This is a genomic window from Caldimonas brevitalea (genome assembly GCF_001017435.1).
In the GTDB taxonomy this organism is placed as follows: Bacteria; Pseudomonadota; Gammaproteobacteria; order Burkholderiales; family Burkholderiaceae_C; genus Caldimonas; species Caldimonas brevitalea.
This window is the reverse complement of the sequence record NZ_CP011371.1, coordinates 1,642,131-1,659,283: the sequence shown is the minus strand read 5'-3', so window position 1 is coordinate 1,659,283 and position 17,153 is coordinate 1,642,131. Positions and strand designations below refer to the sequence as shown.

Annotated in this window: 18 protein-coding genes; 12 read left to right on the top strand and 6 right to left on the bottom strand. The window is 67.0% G+C overall.

Annotated features, from left to right (window positions below):
- Nucleotides 1-84: 84 nt before the first annotated feature.
- Genes AAW51_RS07225 through AAW51_RS27950 form a run of 5 tightly spaced genes read right to left on the bottom strand, consistent with a single transcriptional unit; the run spans nucleotide 85 to nucleotide 6,347 of the window.
- Nucleotides 85-3,705 (bottom strand): pilus assembly protein, encoded by a 3,621-nt coding sequence (locus tag AAW51_RS07225; protein ID WP_083438145.1) that lies wholly within the window; start codon nucleotides 3,703-3,705, stop codon nucleotides 85-87.
- 20 nt (nucleotides 3,706-3,725) lie between these two features.
- The gene (locus AAW51_RS07220) at nucleotides 3,726-4,304 is read right to left on the bottom strand and encodes a pilus assembly PilX family protein (RefSeq protein ID WP_047194060.1); all 579 of its coding nucleotides are present in this window, start codon (nucleotides 4,302-4,304) and stop codon (nucleotides 3,726-3,728) included.
- 9 nt (nucleotides 4,305-4,313) lie between these two features.
- Nucleotides 4,314-5,195 (bottom strand): PilW family protein, encoded by an 882-nt coding sequence (locus AAW51_RS27955; protein ID WP_169787992.1) that lies wholly within the window; start codon nucleotides 5,193-5,195, stop codon nucleotides 4,314-4,316.
- Entirely contained in the window at nucleotides 5,192-5,755 is a 564-nt protein-coding gene (gene pilV / locus AAW51_RS07210; protein WP_053013405.1) for a type IV pilus modification protein PilV, read from the bottom strand. The genes AAW51_RS27955 and pilV overlap by 4 nt, the downstream gene beginning before the upstream one ends.
- Nucleotides 5,756-5,768: 13 nt before the next feature.
- On the bottom strand, nucleotides 5,769-6,347 hold the full coding sequence (locus tag AAW51_RS27950) for a GspH/FimT family pseudopilin (RefSeq protein WP_083438142.1): 579 nt from the start codon (nucleotides 6,345-6,347) through the stop codon (nucleotides 5,769-5,771).
- 123 nt (nucleotides 6,348-6,470) lie between these two features.
- Here AAW51_RS27950 and ribD point away from each other — a divergent pair, with 123 nt between their 5' ends.
- The 12 genes from ribD to tolA all read left to right on the top strand — a co-directional run bounded on the left by ribD (nucleotide 6,471) and on the right by tolA (nucleotide 16,513).
- Nucleotides 6,471-7,589: a bifunctional diaminohydroxyphosphoribosylaminopyrimidine deaminase/5-amino-6-(5-phosphoribosylamino)uracil reductase RibD gene (gene ribD / locus AAW51_RS07200; RefSeq protein WP_047194059.1), complete on the top strand. Its 1,119-nt coding sequence runs from the start codon at nucleotides 6,471-6,473 to the stop codon at nucleotides 7,587-7,589.
- A 49-nt stretch (nucleotides 7,590-7,638) separates the two neighbouring features.
- A complete protein-coding gene (locus AAW51_RS07195) occupies nucleotides 7,639-8,295 on the top strand; it encodes a riboflavin synthase (RefSeq protein ID WP_047194058.1) in 657 nt (218 codons plus the stop codon).
- Between the two features lie 86 nt (nucleotides 8,296-8,381).
- Nucleotides 8,382-9,485 carry a bifunctional 3,4-dihydroxy-2-butanone-4-phosphate synthase/GTP cyclohydrolase II gene (gene ribBA, locus AAW51_RS07190; RefSeq protein ID WP_047194057.1) on the top strand — a complete coding sequence of 368 codons (1,104 nt, stop codon included), beginning with the start codon at nucleotides 8,382-8,384 and terminating at the stop codon, nucleotides 9,483-9,485.
- A gap of 43 nt (nucleotides 9,486-9,528) precedes the next feature.
- Nucleotides 9,529-9,993: a 6,7-dimethyl-8-ribityllumazine synthase gene (ribH, locus tag AAW51_RS07185; RefSeq protein ID WP_047194056.1), complete on the top strand. Its 465-nt coding sequence runs from the start codon at nucleotides 9,529-9,531 to the stop codon at nucleotides 9,991-9,993.
- Nucleotides 9,990-10,502: a transcription antitermination factor NusB gene (gene nusB / locus AAW51_RS07180; RefSeq protein ID WP_047194055.1), complete on the top strand. Its 513-nt coding sequence runs from the start codon at nucleotides 9,990-9,992 to the stop codon at nucleotides 10,500-10,502. Before ribH ends, nusB begins: the two co-directional genes overlap by 4 nt.
- A gap of 14 nt (nucleotides 10,503-10,516) precedes the next feature.
- A complete protein-coding gene (locus tag AAW51_RS07175; RefSeq protein ID WP_047194054.1) occupies nucleotides 10,517-11,695 on the top strand; it encodes a pyridoxal phosphate-dependent aminotransferase in 1,179 nt (392 codons plus the stop codon).
- A 112-nt stretch (nucleotides 11,696-11,807) separates the two neighbouring features.
- Complete coding sequence (locus AAW51_RS07170; protein ID WP_053013403.1) at nucleotides 11,808-13,457, top strand: serine/threonine-protein kinase; 1,650 nt, start codon at nucleotides 11,808-11,810, stop codon at nucleotides 13,455-13,457.
- Complete coding sequence (locus AAW51_RS07165; RefSeq protein ID WP_047194053.1) at nucleotides 13,454-13,915, top strand: TssQ family T6SS-associated lipoprotein; 462 nt, start codon at nucleotides 13,454-13,456, stop codon at nucleotides 13,913-13,915. The genes AAW51_RS07170 and AAW51_RS07165 overlap by 4 nt, the downstream gene beginning before the upstream one ends.
- Nucleotides 13,916-14,010: 95 nt before the next feature.
- On the top strand, nucleotides 14,011-14,430 hold the full coding sequence (gene ybgC, locus AAW51_RS07160; protein ID WP_047194052.1) for a tol-pal system-associated acyl-CoA thioesterase: 420 nt from the start codon (nucleotides 14,011-14,013) through the stop codon (nucleotides 14,428-14,430).
- Nucleotides 14,427-15,131: a protein TolQ gene (tolQ, locus tag AAW51_RS07155; protein ID WP_047194051.1), complete on the top strand. Its 705-nt coding sequence runs from the start codon at nucleotides 14,427-14,429 to the stop codon at nucleotides 15,129-15,131. The genes ybgC and tolQ overlap by 4 nt, the downstream gene beginning before the upstream one ends.
- 9 nt (nucleotides 15,132-15,140) lie before the next feature.
- Nucleotides 15,141-15,566: an ExbD/TolR family protein gene (locus AAW51_RS07150; RefSeq protein ID WP_047194050.1), complete on the top strand. Its 426-nt coding sequence runs from the start codon at nucleotides 15,141-15,143 to the stop codon at nucleotides 15,564-15,566.
- A 17-nt stretch (nucleotides 15,567-15,583) separates the two neighbouring features.
- Nucleotides 15,584-16,513, top strand: a complete 930-nt coding sequence (tolA, locus tag AAW51_RS07145) for a cell envelope integrity protein TolA (protein WP_047194049.1) — start codon at nucleotides 15,584-15,586, stop codon at nucleotides 16,511-16,513.
- Between the two features lie 44 nt (nucleotides 16,514-16,557).
- Here the strand turns inward: tolA and AAW51_RS07140 are convergent, their stop codons facing one another.
- A complete protein-coding gene (locus tag AAW51_RS07140; protein ID WP_047197527.1) occupies nucleotides 16,558-17,106 on the bottom strand; it encodes a DinB family protein in 549 nt (182 codons plus the stop codon).
- Nucleotides 17,107-17,153 lie beyond the last annotated feature (47 nt).

Below are 17,153 nucleotides of genomic sequence, written 5' to 3'. Positions count from 1 at the left end.
GTGAAACCGTTGCTGCGAAAGGCGCCCGGACAGCGCCGGCTGTACAACACATTCATGCCACGATCCTTCGGTCTCCGGCCGGCATCAGGGTGCCGCCGGCGGCTTCGGCGGGTTGATCACCTGCCGCCACACGCGGCCCTTGATCACAACTTTGCAGCCAGTGTAGAGACACGGGAGGTCCGCGTCCATGTCGGTGTCGGGGCCGCCCCCTCCCCCGCCGCCGCCGCCAACGGTGTCACCGTGCTGGATGTTGATGGTGCCGCTCTTGCGTCCAAACTTGTTCTTGATGATACGCGGCCGTCCGCCACCCTCTGAGGTATACCCGCTGGCCTGCGAGTCGGAGCTGTTGACGACATCATCGCCACTCGTGTCCAACACCGGCCGCCCCGTCCATTGCCCCCCCGTCAGCGCCGGCAACAGGAAGTTGTACCCCTTGCCGCTGGTCTGCTCGCATTCGGCCGCCTTCACAGCGGGTGCGATGGAGTTGATGAAGACGAAATCGCCGATCACCGTGATCGGATAGATCACACGCTGGCGGTTCTCGCCGAGCGTCAAGTCCATGTACCAGCCCAGTTGCTGGTCCCAATCCACGTCTTCCGAGGTCACATTGAAGAAGGCGGGCCCCGCCTTGGGATCAGGAGTGATCGTCTGCACTTGCAGCCTCGAGCGCGCGCTGGACACTCCTGCAAACGGGCTGGGCGAGGACACCGACGACTCTCCGACCGGCGTCGGGTCCCAGACACCGTACATCGTCTGGCGGCTCGTGGTGTCCGGGTCGGTTGCGTCGAACAACTTGCCGGTGCCGAACAGGACCACGCGGCCCTTTAGCGTGTGTTCCAGGAACGACGGGGCCGCCGTGATGGGCTGCACCTGGTTCTCGTCGTTCTTGACCACCGCGAGCGGCGCTCCATTGAAACCGACCGCGCCGTTACCGGACGCATCGAAGTCGAACCGCCACATGTTGCCCTGCAAGTCGCCGGCATAGGCGGCCACCACCTGCTGTTTCGAGTCACGCACCAGCTTGACCCCGCCCAGGCCATTGCCGGTCGCCGAGCTGGCGACCAATTTCTCGATCGAGCCACTCGCCAGGTCGATCATCAGCAGCACGGCACGGCCGTTGGGGCTGTAGAAGCCGTTGCCGACGAACACTGTCCAGCGGCCGTTGGGCAGCACGCCCACTTCGGCGTCCGACAGGATGTAGCCAACGTCGGCATCGTTCGAGACTTCCCACAGCACCGAGTTCGCGCCGAGGTTGGCAATCAGGTTGTCCTCACTCAGCTTGAGCGCGAACAAACCACGCCCGCCGGCGCCCATGCTGCCAATCAGGACGTTGGTCCATACGCCGTTGATCTTGCCGTCGCTCTCCACCAGGGGCCCGTCGACGAAGTACCGGTGGTAGTTGGCGAGCGTGCCGTAGTCCTGCTTCGCGAGCACCGGAAGGTTGGGTATCACGGCATGGGGAACATAGGCAAAGATCTCCTTGCCGTCGTCCGGGCCCACCTTCGCGCCATAGGAGTCACGGAAGGCGTGCAGCATGCCGCCATTGCCGCCGACAAACAGCACCGGAGCGCGCGCCTGCTTCTTCTTGACGAACTCGGCGTAATCGGCGTCCGCGTAGTCCAGCACCACGTTGCCGCCCACCAGTGTCGGCAGCGAGTTGATGAAGTCGGGCAACTTGCCGGCCCGCTGGCGGTACGCCTTTTCGGGGCCTTCATTGGTGTCGTCGCCTCGCAAATATTTCACCAGGTCTTCGTTTGCTCCAGCACCGAGCCGCTTCTGGTTGTCGGTGCCCATGCCGGCCCACGTGAACGGCACCGCTTGGCCCCCGTTGCTGGCATTCCAGGTGAAGATCTTGCGGTCCGCATGTGCCGGCAGTTTCTCGCTCGCCTTCCACAACAAGGCGCCGGCATCGCCCTCGTTGTTGAGACTCCACGCCTCGATTTCTCCGTTCCACTTGGCGGAGTTGTAGCTTGGGACGTACTTGCGGTTGTCGGAGATGAGCGTGCCGCTCGCGGTAGCCACCCCGCCCTCTTTCAAGCCTGTCTGCCCCGCTGCCGCGCCCAGCGCGCTGGAGATGGCCTGAGCCAGTTCTTGTGCGTCCTTGGCGCTGAAGAACTCTCCGCGGGTATTGACCGCGGCGTGCCACAGGTCGTCGATCTTGTCGGTGCCCCAGGTCCTCGTGCCCTTCGTCAGCGCATCGAGTTCGGCCGCCCGCTGGTCTTCATCCGAATTCAGCTTGCCTTTGACGCCGAGCCCTACGGTGAACTGCGTCAGGTGCTGCCAGTAGGCCGGGTCCTTCGCCGTGGGTGCCACTCGGTTCGGCAGGTCAGTGCGGAGGTCCCGCTTCCAGTACTTCATGGCCACATCGGCCAGCATGTCGTTGTTGGGGTCAGCGTACGGCTTCGTGGCGACATACCGCGTGTACGGCGCGTCGAGCGGATTGCTGCTGGCATACGAGGTTCCGTCGCTGCCGTCCTCGTTGATGCCGGTGCTGTAGTTGTCGTTGTAGTAGCCGTCCGTCATCAGGATGTTGTAGGCCCGGCGGCAGCTCAAATGGGTATTGTTGGCTTCGCTACCAGAACCGGGCGTCTTCCCCCAGGGGCCTTTGGAGTCGGTGCGCATGAAATACTTGCCTACCGCATCCACGGCCGTTCGCAGCGGCGTGGTCGTCGCAACGTCAAGTTCTTGCACCTTCGTCAGAATCGATTCACGGGTGTCCTTGTTGAAGTCGCGCACGCCTGCCTTCAACACCGTGGTGTTGGTCCCATCGATCGCACTCGACGGCGTGTTGATCGTGCCCCAGCCCATCCGCACAACGTCACCGACCTGGTTGAACGCCTCGGAAATCGCGGCCTTGGTGAGCGACATGCGTGACCGGTAATAGACGAACCAGTTCGCGAAGTTGATGCGCTCTTCGTCCAGCGTACACGGGTCGGCCTTGCAGTCGGTGCGGCCTTCGTAACGTTTGAACGGGTTGGCGGAGGTGCCGCCAGTCCGGATGTCGTATTCCTTGTAGTTCGACGCCACGTTCGGGTCGGCGGTCGGGGGATCCAGCCGGTAGTACAAGCCGGGCGAGAACGATTTCGTCTCATTCGCCTTGCAGCTGTTGTACGCCGTACACCAGGTGGCCTTCACATTGCCTGCGGCCGCGGTGAGATTGAGCGTGCCCAGGGTCGGCTCGGTCGGGTCCCAGTAGGCTGCGCCCGGGTTGGCGTCGGGGTAGCGCGTTCCGTCGGGCTTGACCCACGGCAAGTAGCGCTTTTCGGGGTTGTAATAGATCGAGTTGACCTGCGCCGAGCGCATCTGGCGCTGAAATACCGTCCCAGCGCTCTTCTCGGCCGTCACCACCCCCTGGATGCTCATCACCGTCCCGAGCGCCGACCCCAGCCTCATCTTGTCGCCCGGCACCAAGTCGATCACCTGCCCGTTCGAGGTCACCGGGAACCTGACGGTGTAGGTGCCCACCTTGATGTTGTTCCCATCGCCTTCGGGCATCCACTGCGCCCGCATCGAGCCCGAATCGTCGATCGTCAGCACGACGTTGGACTTCGGCGCCGCCCCTTCGCGCGTGATCAACGGAATCTGCGCCGGCTCGGCGGCGTAAGCGGCAGGCATCAACCCCCCCAGGTGCACACAAAGCACCGTGAGGTAGATGACGGCACGAGACAGTGCCGAGTGTGGGAAGCGCGTAGCAGGAGTAGTCATTTCTGGCTCCTTGTATGTTTTTAAGGGGTGGCTTCTTCGCCAAGCAGCACCGTCGATTGAAGCCAGACCACCGACCCTGAGGTGGTCCTTCCTGTCGCGGCATCAGCCGAGAAGTCGGGGCTGAAGCCCCGGGCTGTCACGATCACGACCCGTCTGCTCCCTGCCGTCGCGGGACTCAGTTCGGCGAGGCATTGGGGACGTGTGGACGGGACCACCGAGCTGTTGTCCGACTCGATGCGTCCCTCGGGCACGGTCGCCGCCGTGCCGTCGGTCCAGGTGGCCCAAGTCTCCCACCGGGGTGGATCCTGGACCGGGTGCAGCGTGATCTCGCGCTCGTCGTCGGGCCTCAACAACTCCGACTCGCAGAAGCGCAACCCGCTCTGCGCGGCATGCATCGCCAGCGACTGCAGCCGCTGGCTGTTGCTCAGCTGATCCGCATTGAGGGAATTGCGCATCACGCCGACCGAGGTCAGGCCGATCACGACCAGCATCACCAGGACGACGATCAGGACGACGCCGCGCGCCGATCGGCGGGAGGGGTGTTGGCGTCCGCCGCGCGAGCGCAAGGAACGGCGGCGGGGGCAATCGAGGCCGGGCATGCGTTATCCCTACAGCAGACGGTTTTGGAGGACGATGGTGGAGGTGAAGGCCCGGTACATACGACGATCGGTACTCCCCGCGGGAAAGGTCACCGTACCGTTGCAGCCTTCATAGTCGGTCGGCGCGTCCATCACATTCGCCGCGCTGCGTACGACGATGCACACGCGCACCGACACAATCAGGCCAGGGTCGATGCCGGTAACGGGATCGACATACTTCGCCGCGACACGGGTCTCGGTGCCGGTCGCGACGCCGTACTTGATCTGCAGATCGACGACGTTCTCAACCAGGGGCTGCGCCGTCGTGCCAGGGGCCCCACCGGAGCCTTTGCAGTGCAACTCGGGCGGCGCACCATCAAGGTAGAAGCGGTTTTCGGCCAAAAAGTAGCCCGGCGCAGCGCCCACTGGGGGCACGAGAGTCAAGCCGTTGCCGAGACAGTCGGACGGCACCGCAGGCGACCCCACCCCAACCGTGTTGCTCGTGTCCGCCTCATAGGCGATTGCGATGGCATCCGGCAGTGCTGGATTGTTCACGCACGTCAGGGCGCCGACGCCCCCCGCCACGGCGGGGTCGGTGAAACCGCCCTCACAGCCCCTGATGACCTCACCGTTGTAGGCCTTGAGCATCTGGTTGCCGCCGGGCCCGCCAACGGCATACGGCCTCCCGTAACCCGCCATCGCGATCTGGCTGCGCAACAGGTTCATCGCGAGCGTGGCATCTTCGGAGATCTGTGCGAGGGCGACGCCGTAGCGGCTCCCGCCGCTGACGCCGAGGTACGTCGTCAGCACGGCGCCGACGACGATCAGGCCGATCACCAGCGAAATCATCACTTCGACGAGGGAGAGCCCGCGCATGCACGCGGCCCGTGCACTCCGGTGAAACTGCGTCATAGGCTGATCCTGAAATAGGCACAGCGCGGCATGGGGTCGGCCCCGCTCGCGACGAAGGCCGTGGGGCATTCCTTGACCGTGGCACCGTCACCCACCGTCGTCTCGTCGCTGTTCGCTGCAGGGTCCAACCAGGCCACCCAGACGTCGACGGCATTGTCCTCGGCGTCGAGGAGCAGGTAACCGTCGCCCTGCGGCAGCGCGTTGAACAGGGCGTGTTTCCAATCGGCAAGATCACGCGTCGCCATTTGGGCGGGCGTACATTCCGTGGCTTCGCACCCCGTGCCCTTCGGCGGCTCTGTCGCGTTGACGTTGTAGGTGGGCAGTGCGGTGGTGTACGAGCCGTCGACCACCGCGTCGCGGTTGGCCCGCATGCGGTCTGCCATGTCGTTCGCCAGCAGGGTCGCCACCGAACGGTACTCGGTGGTCTTGTTGTAGCGGGTGGCATTGGTCAGCAGCGCTGCGAGCGACAAAATGCCGAGCGACATGATCACCACGGACACCAGGATCTCGATCATCGACAGGCCACGCTGGAATGCCAGCGCGCGGGCGTGATATTTCATCGGGCGCTTCATCTCAGCACGACCTCGCTCGACCTTGCAGGGACACGCAGACTTGTTTCTCGTAGTCGGAGTACCCGGGATCATCGGCAGACAACTTGGGTTGGAACGTGATATTCAATGCGGCACCGGTGGCCAGGCCGTTGGAGCGAAACGTCACGCTGGTCCGGCCTGCCGGATCGGTGGTCACCCCGCCACTGCCGCGCAGGGCCGGCTCTGACCGCACCAGTTGATCGTCATCGCCAGCGTCCAAGGTGCCGCTTGCATCACGATCGACGAAGATCAGCCAGCCCTGGTCCCAGGTAGCGCCGGCGCCGGCAAGACAGGTGGCCTGATCCGAACTGACGCACATTGAAACCGTTTCACCTCGCTTGATGGCTTCTGCGCGTGTCAGTCGGATCGACGACGTGAAGGCATCGACATGCGCCACCACGGCCCGCCGGGCCAGGAAGCGTTGCATGTCAGGCGCCGCCAGCCCCAGCACCACTGCCAGCACAGCCAACGTCACCAGCAACTCCACCAGCGTGAAACCCGCGTGGTGTCGTCTGGCGACAGGGCCCGAAGCGGGCGAAAGCTTGAAGCGACAGAATGTCATGGCTGGATTGTGGTCACACGGTGGAAGGCCTGTTGGCACCCCGCGACGGACGGACGACCGCACGGCACAAAAGGTATTTTTGGTAACAATAACAGGGCCCCTCGATCAAAGGAGAGTGTCGCCATGGCGACCGACGCAGTGACGGATCTACGGCACATGCAGCAGGCGCTGGCGCTGGGCCGGCAGGCCTTGCGTTTCAGCGCACCCAACCCAGCCGTGGGATGTGTCCTGGTGTCGCCGTCAGGCGAGATCATCGGCACCGGACATACCCATCTGGCGGGCGGCCCGCATGCCGAAGCCGCGGCGTTGGCCGACTGCCGATCGCGCGGGCTGACCGCGCAAGGCGCGACGGCGTACGTCACATTGGAACCATGTTCACATTTTGGCCGCACGCCGCCCTGCGCGGATGCGCTGATTCGTGAACAGGTCCACAGAGTTGTCGTCGCCGCGAGCGATCCCAACCCCCTCGTCGCCGGCCGCGGCCTCGATCGGCTGCGCGCCGCCGGCATCCAGGTCGACTTCGGACTCCTGGAAGACGAAGCCCGCGACATCAATCTCGGCTTCTTCTCGCGCATGGTCCGCCAGCGCCCCTGGGTGCGGCTGAAGGTGGCCGCGTCGCTCGATGGCCGCACCGCCCTCGACAACGGAGCCAGCCAATGGATCACCGGCTCCGAAGCGCGCGCCGACGGCCATGCCTGGCGAGCGCGGTCGAGTGCCGTATTGACCGGCATCGGGACCGTGCTCGACGACAACCCGCGGCTCGACGTGCGCGAGATCGAAACGCCGCGCCAACCGCTGCGAGTGGTGGTCGACTCACAGCTGCAGACGCCGCCCACCGCCCGCCTGCTCGACGCGCCCGGCGCAGCGCTGATCTACAGCGCGACCACCGATGCCGACCGCGCCGCGGCCTTGCGTGAACGCGGGGCGGAGATCGCACTGAAACCCGGCGCGCACGGCAAGGTCGATCTCCCCGCCATGCTCGCCGACCTCGCCGCGCGCGGCGTCAACGAACTGCATGTCGAGGCCGGCCACCGGCTCAACGGCTCTCTCGTGCGCGAAAACCTGGTCGACGAGTTCCTGGTCTACCTGGCCCCCAAGCTCATCGGCCAGGGCCGCGAGATGATGCGCTTCGGGCCGTTGAGCGGCCTCGACGAGGCCGTCCCGCTGCAGTTTCTCGACGTCGCCCCGGTCGGCGGCGACTTGCGCATCCTGGCACGCATTCCCGGCCGCGACCGCTTCTGACCCACCCCGCGGCGCGCAAGACTGGGCCGAGCCTGCGACAATAGGCCCCATGTTTACTGGCATCGTGACCGGCCTCGGCCGCATCGTGGACGTGCAGCCGCTGGGCGACAGCGACGCGCACGGCCGCCGTCTCACCCTCGAGACGCCTCCCGGCTATCTCGACGACGTGCAGCACGGCGACAGCATCGCGCTCAACGGCGCCTGCATGACGGCCACCGGCTTCGACGCCGAGCGCCGCCGCTTCACGGTCGATGTTTCGGCCGAGAGTCTCGCCAAGACCGCCGGTCTCGACCGGCCCGGCCCCGTGAACCTCGAAAAGGCGGTGCGCCCGCAAGACCGTCTCGGTGGCCATCTGGTGTCCGGCCACGTCGATGGGCTGGGCACGGTGACACGGTTCGCGGCCGTGGGCGAGTCGTATGAGCTGTGTGTACTCGCACCGCCCGCGCTGGCGCGCTACCTCGCCTACAAGGGCTCGATCACCGTCAACGGCGTGAGCCTGACGGTCAATCGGGTCGTCGACACGCCCGACGGCGCCGAAGTGAGCATCAACCTGATCCCGCACACGGTCGCCAACACCACGCTCGGCAGTCTCGCCGCCGGCCACCGCGTCAACCTCGAGATCGACCTCATCGCCCGCTATGTCGAGCGCATGCTGACCGCCGGGGCAGGCGTCGCGGGCGCATCGTCCACACGTCCGGGCGGCTGAGCGCCAGCCTCGTTCTTCCGCGGGGCCCGCGCTCCAAGGCCCTGCCGCCGTGGCCCGACCCGGGCCACTTACAATTGCGCCCCATCATGCCCATCTCTCCCGTTCCCGAGATCATTGCCGAGCTGGCGGCCGGCCGCATGGTCATCCTGGTCGACGAAGAAGACCGCGAAAACGAAGGCGACCTCGTGCTCGCCGCCGACCATGTCACACCTGAAGCAATCAACTTCATGGCCAAGTTCGGCCGCGGGCTGATCTGTTTGACGCTCACGCGCGAGCGCTGCGAGCGCCTGCGGCTGCCGCCGATGGCCCCTCGCAACGGCACCAAGCACGGCACCGCCTTCACGGTCTCGATCGAGGCGGCCGAGGGTGTCACCACCGGCATCTCGGCGGCCGACCGGGCCCAGACGGTGCGCGTGGCGGTTGCCCGCGACGCCCAGGCCAGCGACCTGGTGCAGCCGGGCCACATCTTCCCGTTGCAGGCGCAGGACGGCGGCGTGCTGATGCGCGCCGGTCACACCGAGGCGGGCTGCGACCTGTCGGCGATGGCCGGCCTGACGCCGGCGGCGGTGATCTGCGAGATCATGAACGACGATGGCACCATGGCCCGCCTGCCCGATCTCGAAGTGTTCGCGCGCGAACACGGCCTCAAGATCGGCACCATCGCCGACCTGATCGAATACCGCAGCCGCAACGAAAGCCTGATCCAGCGCGCCGGCGAGCGCACCTTGCGCACGCCGCATGGCGAATTCCATTGCATCGCCTACCGCGATCGCTCGGAAGGCCTGCACCTGGCCCTCACCCACGGCACCTGGAGCGAACAAGACGAGGTGGCCGTGCGGGTGCACGAGCCGCTGTCGGTGTTCGACCTGCTCGACGCCGGCCAGTGCGGCCATTCGTGGCCGCTCGGCAAGGCCTTGGCGCGGCTGCAGCAGGAGCCCAGCGCGGTGGCCGTGCTGATGAACTGCGGCGAGAGCGTCGACGACCTGCTCGAATACCTGCAGCCCGAGCATGCGCGGCAGTTGCGCCAACGCGGGCAGATCGACCTGCGCACCTACGGCATCGGCGCGCAGATCCTGCGCGACCTCGGCGTCACCCGCATGAAGCTGCTCGGCAGCCCGCGGCGCATGCCCAGCATGATGGGCGGCTACGGCCTGGAAGTGACGGGCTTCTTCGGCCCCGAACAAGCCTGAACGACGCGCCACCTCAACCTACAAGACCGGAAACACACACACCATGCAAGGCGCAGACAAAGGCCAGGCTATCCAACTCGACGGCGAGGACCTGCGCATCGGCATCGTCCAAGCCCGTTTCAACGAAGCCATCACCGGCAAGCTCGCAGAAGCCTGCCTCGCTGAATTGCACGACCTGAAAGTGGCGGCCAAGCACATCGAGCACGTGATGGTGCCGGGTGCGCTCGAGGTGCCGGTGGCCCTGCAGGCCCTGGCGGAGAGTGAGCGCTACGACGCACTGATCGCGCTGGGCTGCATCATCCGCGGCGAAACCTATCACTTCGAGCTGGTGGCCAACGAAAGCGGCGCCGGCGTCACGCGCGTGTCGCTCGACCACCAGGTGCCGATTGCCAACGCCATCCTGACGGTCGAGAACGAGGCACAGGCCTGGGCCCGGGCCGAAGAGAAGGGCCGTGACGCCGCCCGCGTGGCCGTCGAGATGGCCAACCTGCTGGAAGACCTGACGTGAGCACCTCCGACAAACCGTCCGACAAACCACCCGGCAAGGCGCCGGGCAACCATGGCAAGCGGCCGGCACAGAAGTCGGCCCGGCGGCGCTCGCGCGAACTCGCGCTGCAGGGGCTCTACCAGTGGCTGCTGTCGGGCGCCGACGCCGGCGAAATCGAAGCCCACGTGCGCGAGATCGAAGGTTTCAACAAGGCCGACCTGGCGCATTTCGACGCGCTGCTGCACGGTTGCATCCGCGAGGCCGCCGACATTGACGCGACCCTGGCCCACCACGTCGACCGCAAGACCACCGAGCTGTCGCCGGTCGAACACGCGGTGCTGATGATCGGCGCCTATGAGCTGAAGCACTGCGTCGACATCCCGTACAAGGTGGCGATCAACGAGGCGGTCGAACTGGCCAAGAGCTTCGGCGGCACCGACGGCCACAAATACGTCAACGGCGTGCTCGACAAGGCCGCCGTGGAGCTGCGACCGGTCGAGGTCGAAGCCGCCCGCAACGCCCGCCGCTGAGCCAGCGCCCGCCGATGAAGTTCGCCGCGCGCGCCGGGCAGATCGACCCGTTCTATGTGATGGAGTGCGCCAAGGCGGCCGACGTGCTGGCCCGCAGCGCCTTGTGCGACCCGGCCCAGGGCGGCCGGCCGATGATCTACCTGAACATCGGCGAACCCGACTTCACGGCCCCGCCGCTGGTGCAGGAAGCGGCCGCCCGCTGCATCCGCGACGGCCTCACCCAGTACACCCCGGCGCTGGGCCTGGAAGCGCTGCGGGAACGCATCAGCGCCTGGTACCGCGACCGTTTCGGTGTCGACGTGCCGGCGCGCCGCATCGTGCTGACCGCGGGCGCCTCGGGCGCCTTGCAGCTGGCTTGCCTCGCGCTGGTCGACGCCGGCGACGAGATCCTGATGCCGGACCCGAGCTACCCCTGCAACCGGCATTTCGTCGCCGCGGCGCAAGGCCGCGCGGTGTTGCTGCCCAGCGGCCCGGAACAACGCTTCCAGCTCAGCGCCGCCGGCGTCGAAGCCGCATGGGGCGAACGCAGCCGCGGTGTGTTGCTCGCGTCGCCGTCCAACCCCACCGGCACGTCCATCCATCCCGACGAGATGCGGCGCATCGCCGACGCCGTGCGGCGCCGCCAAGGCGTCACGCTGGTCGACGAAATCTATCTGGGCCTCAGCTTCGACGCCACCTACGGCCACACCGCGCTGTCGCTGGGCGATGACATCATCACCATCAACAGCTTCTCGAAATACTTCAGCATGACAGGATGGCGGCTGGGGTGGCTGGTGGTGCCCGATGTCATGGTCCCGGTGGTCGAGAAACTCGCGCAGAACCTCTACATCTGCCCGTCCAGCGTGGCGCAGCATGCCGCCCTCGCCTGTTTCGAAGCCGACAGCCTGGCCGAGTACGAGCGCCGTCGCGAAGAATTCCGGCGCCGTCGCGATTTTCTGGTGCCGGCCCTCGACACGTTGGGGCTGCGGGTGCCGGTGCTGCCCGACGGCGCGTTCTACGCCTGGGCCGATTGCACCGCCCATCACGCCAGCAGCTGGGATTTCGTGTTCGAGCTGATGCAACGCGCCCAGCTCGCGATCACGCCCGGCCGTGATTTCGGTCACGCCGACACACAGCGCTATGTCAGGTTCTCCTACGCGAGCCGGATGGCCCTGCTCGAAGAAGCGGTGGCCCGGCTGCGTAGCGCCCTCTGACGTTAGCGCCCTGTGCACAGTGTCACGGTGCGTTACTGCGCGCCCCGTTCAAGGGACATTTGTCACGACTCTCACTGTTGAGCCGCCCTATTGCTTCGTCTAAGCTGCCGACGTGGAATTTCAGAAGACCGTCTTTGCCCTCACGCCCGAGCAGGCGTTGGAGGCGGAACGTGCCGCCCTCCGGGCCCGGCAGGACGACGTGAGCGTGACCGCCCCCACGCCCTTGCACCCCGACGGTAGCGACGTCTCGGTCTTCGGCCCCGACGCCTTGATGGGTCTCGGGGGCGCACGCAGCCTGTCTCACGGTCCGTCCTATGACGACCTGCCGACCATCGGCCACATCAGCCGTTACGCGCTCAAGTACCACCTGGGTGAAGGCGGCCTCGGCACTGTTTATGCGGCGCACGACCCGCTGTTATCGCGCCTGGTCGCCATCAAGACGCTGAGCCTCGAACTCTCGCCCGAAGCGCGCGAGCAGTTCAATGCGATGTTCCTGAACGAGGCGCGTGCGGCCGGCGGCCTCAACCATCCCCACATCGTCACGGTGTTCGACGCGGGCACCAGCCCCCAAGGCGCCTACATCGCGATGGAGCTGCTCAAGGGCAAGGACCTGCGGCAGTTGCTGAAGGAAGGCTGGCGCCCGACGCCGGTGGAAGCCGCCCTGATCATCCGTCGCGTCGCCGACGCCCTGTCGTATGCGCACTCGCGCGGTGTGGTGCACCGCGACGTGAAGCCGGCCAACATCTTCATGGTCGGCCGCACCCAGCCCAAGGTGCTCGACTTCGGCATCGCCCGCGTGGCGAGCACGCAGGATGGCTCCGGAGACGACGACTACGTGGCCGGCTCACCCTACTACATGGCGCCCGAGCAAGTGCGCCACGCGCCGGTCGACCGCCGCTGCGACGTGTTCTCGCTCGGGGTCGTGTTCTATGAATTGCTGACCGGCGTCAAACCTTTCCAGGGCTCGACACTGACCGAGATCGCCACCGCCGTCGTGACGCGCACGCCACCGCTGGCCGAAACCGTCAACCGACAGGTGCCGCCGGCGCTGTCCGCTATCGCCTCGCGCGCGATGGAAAAAGCGCCGGAAGACCGTTACCGCTCGGCACGCTTGCTGTCGCGCGAGTTGCGCCACTGGCTCGACGAACAGGCCGAAGCCGCGCAGCACGACGAGCGGCAGGCGGCAGACCGCCGCCACCACCGCAAACAATGGGCGCTCGGCGGCTTGGCCGCCGGTCTGGTGGTGGCCGTGATCGGTGTCAGCCTCGGCGACCTGCTTGCACCTCACGCCCCTGCCGGGTCATTGCCCGAGGCCAAGGCGGCCGCAGGCGTCCCGGCGGTTGCGCCCGCGCAGGCTGCATCGTCGGTGCTGGCGGCGGCGTCGGCCGCTGCGGAGCTGCCCGCTTCCATCACGCTCGACCCGAGCGAAACGCTGGTGGCCGGCACGGTGGCCGTCGCATCCGCAGCCGTCGCCGGCTCCGCGGCCGACAGCGCGGCCCCTGCACCCGAAGCGCAGGACCGCACCGCCGCCGCGGTGGCGGCCGCGAGCGGCAACGGCCAGGTCAACCTGGCGGTCAGCCCCTGGGGCCAGGTCGAAGTCGACGGCGTCGCGGCCGGCACGGTGCCACCACTGACCCGCTTGACGCTCCCGGCCGGCCGCCACACGATCACGATCCGCAACCAGGAGTTCCCGCCCCACAGCGTCACTGTCAACGTGACCGCGGGGCAGCCGGTGACCATCCGACATCGATTTGGATCATGAGACTGCTGTACTGCACCGTCGCGCTCACCGCCGCACTCTCCGGCTGCGCCCAGTTGACCGCGCCGCCCAGCGGGCCGCAGTCGCCGCCGCAGTCCCCGCCCCAGCCGGAAGCCAGGCCCGCGCCCGCTCCCGCGCCGGCGGTGAGCCCGAGCATCATCGAACTCGCCGGGCGGCCGGCCGAACGCGCCCTGCTGTCCGGCATGCGAGCCTACGAAGACGCGCAGTACCCTGAAGCAGAACGCCACTTCGGCCGCGCCTTGCAAGCCGGCCTCGCGTCGCCGCGCGACCGCGCGATCGCCTACAAATACCTCGCCTTCATCTACTGCACCAGCCAGCGCACCTCCCAGTGCGAGTCGGCCTTCCGCTCGGCGCGGCGGGCCGACCCGGGCTTCACGCTGAGCAAGTCGGAAGCCGGCCATCCGCTGTGGGGACCGGTGTTCGTGCGCAGTCAACGGTGAGGCCGGCGCAGCAGCGATAATCGCCGGTCTTCAATCGTGAATACGTCCGCAAGCCGCCGTCGATGACGTGACCGGCCTCGGGCGAGCCTTGATGCATGCCTGACGCCTTGAGCCCTGCGCCCGCGCCGTTTCGATTCCCGGTGCGGGTGTACTGGGAAGACACCGACGCCGGCGGCGTGGTGTTCTACGCCAACTACCTGAAGTTTTTCGAACGGGCCCGCACCGAATGGCTGCGCGCGCGCGGCTACGACCAGGAACGGTTGCGTCAGGAGTCCGGCCTGATGTTCGTCGTGGTACACACTGCCGTCCGGTACCGGCTGCCGGCCCGCCTCGACGACCTGCTCGAGATCAGCGTCGAGGTGCGGCAGGCGGGCGCCGCGTCGATGCAATTCGTCCAACAGGCGACACGCGACGGAACTTTGCTCGCCGAAGGCGATATCAAAATCGGCTGCGTGGACGTGCCGGGCTTTCGGCCCCGCCGCATCCCGGCCGGCATCCTCCAGGAAACAACATGAATCAGGACCTGTCGATCATTCAATTGGTGCTGCACGCGAGCTTCGTGGTGCAGATCGTGATGGCCTTGCTGCTGCTGATGTCGCTCGCCAGCTGGACCGTCATCTTCGGCAAGTTCTTCGGCCTGGGCCGCGTGCGGGGCCTGAACGACGAGTTCGAGCGCGAGTTCTGGTCGGGCCGCAACCTCAACGACCTCTACACGCTGGCCTCCGACAGCCCGCGCAAGGGCGGCCCGATGGAACGCATCTTCGCATCCGGCATGCGCGAGTTTTTGAAGCTGCGCGAGCGTCGTGTCAACGATGCGGGCGCCCTGCTCGACGGTGCCCGGCGTGCGATGCGCGCCAGCTTCCAACGCGAGATGGACGCGGTCGAGTCGCACCTCGCCTTTCTCGCCTCGGTCGGCTCGGTGTCGCCCTACATCGGCCTGTTCGGCACCGTCTGGGGGATCATGCATGCGTTCACCGGCCTGGCCAATCTGCAGCAGGTGACGCTCGCCACCGTGGCGCCCGGCATCGCCGAGGCCCTGGTGGCCACCGCGATCGGCCTGTTCGCCGCCATCCCCGCGGTGGTGGCCTACAACCGCTATGCGCGCGACATCGACCGCATCGCCATCAAGCTGGAAACCTTCATCGAAGAGTTTTCCAACATCCTCCATCGCAACATCGGCCATGCACCGGGCGCCCCCGGGCAAGGCATCCACTGAGGAGCGGCCATGCCAGCCGTCAGTCCCCGCGGCGGGTCACGCCGCCGCACCGTCAGTGAGATCAACATGGTGCCCTTCATCGACGTGATGCTGGTGCTGTTGATCATCTTCATGGTGAGCGCTCCGATGATGACCACCGGCGTGATCGACGTGCCGTCCGTCGGCAAGGCGGCCCGCCAGCCGGACCGGGTGGTCGAGGTGGTCCTGAAAGCCGACGAGAGCCTCAAGCTGCGCATCAACGGCAAGGACAGCGGGGCCACCACGGTCGATCGGCTGGCCAGCGACGTCAAGGGCGCGCTCGAAGGCGCCGACACCGCTCCCGTGGTGATCTCGGCGGACAAGTCGGTCAAGTACGAAGCGGTCGTCAAGATCATGGACAAGCTGCAGCGCGCCGGCGTCCAGCGTGTCGGCCTGTCGGTCAAGACCACCGGTTGATGTCACCCGACCCTGCCATGACCATCAGCACCGAGCGCGACGACCTGCTGCCCCGCCCGCCCGACAAGCGCGGACGTGGGCTGCTGCTGGCCCTGCTGATGCACGTGCTGCTGGTCGGCGGCCTGGCGCTGGGCGTGAACTGGCGCTCGAGCGAGCCCGAGGGGGTCGAGGCCGAGCTGTGGGCGGCAGTGCCGCAGGCCGCGGGGCCGGCCCCCGAGCTGCCGCCGCCGCCCCCGCCGCCCGAGGTGAAGCCGGAACCGCCGAAGCCCACGCCGCCGCGTGCGGAGCCTGAGCCCGAACCCGACCGGCAGGCCGAGATCGCGCTCGAACGCGAGCGCGAGCGCAAACGCAAGGAAGAGCGTGAGCGCGAAGAGGCCGAAGAACGCGAGCGCGAAACCAAGAAGAAGCAGGAAGAAGCCGAGCGCAAGAAGGAAGAGGCCGACAAGAAGCGCCAGCAGGAGGCCGAGCGCGAAAAGCGTGAAGAGGCCGAGAAGCGCGAGAAGGAAAAGAAGCTCGAAGCCGACAAGAAGGCCAAGGAAGCCCAGCAGCGCCGCGAAGAGCAGGAAAAGCGCTTGCAGGCGCAGCGCGACGACCGCTTGAAGCGCTTGATGAGCCAGGCCGGCACCGGCAGCGCCGAGCAAGGTGCACCCACCGGCGGTGCGGCCGCCGGCGGCCCTTCGGCCGGCTATGCCGGCAAGCTGAAGGCGCGCATCCTGCCCAACATCGTGTTCGCCGACGACGCGTCCGGCAACCCGGCGGCCGAGGTCGAGGTGCGCGCAGCGCCCGACGGCACCATCCTCGGCTCGCGTTTGGTGAAGTCGAGCGGCAACACCGAATGGGACCAGGCCGTGCTGCGTGCGATCGACAAGACGCAGACCCTGCCACGCGACGAGAACGGCCGCGTGCCCTCGCCCATCCTGATGACCTTCCGCCCGCGCGACCTGTGACGCGCGCCCCGGCGCCGCCGCGCCGGGCGCTTTCGGCCGCGGCCTCAGGCCTCGGGCGTCAACAGCAGGTCGGTATCGCCCGGGTCGATGCCCGCTTGCATCAGCAGCGTCGTGACCTGCCCGCGGTGGTGGGTCTGGTGGTTGAAGAAGTGGCTGAGGGCCCGCCAGCACGGCTGCGTGCGTGTCGCGCCGCGCGTCGTGGTGTAGCTGAAGTCCGCCGAGACCAGCTCGGGTGTCAGCTGCGCGACGAAACCCTGGATCGCGTGATCCACCTGCGCCCGGTGCAGTCGCAGCGTCTCGAAATCCTCGAACAACTGCATGCCCAGCCCGGTGAAGGGCGGCAGGGCCAGCACCTCGGCATCGAGCATGGGCAGGGGCACCGGCAGCTCAGCGAAACGGCCGAGCCACAGCTTGTCGCCGAGCAACAGATGGTTCAGCGTGCCATGGATGGAGCCGAAAAAATCGCCCCGGTCGCGCTTGCGCTCGGCATCGTCCAGTGCAAGGGCAGAGGCATACAGGCGCTCGTTGAACCAGGCGTTGTAGCGCGCCATCCAGGCATAGTGATCCACCAGCGAGGCAGGCAAGTCGGACATCGAAGCTCCCATCGGCAGCATTGAGTCCGTGCAGTGTAGGGCGGCCG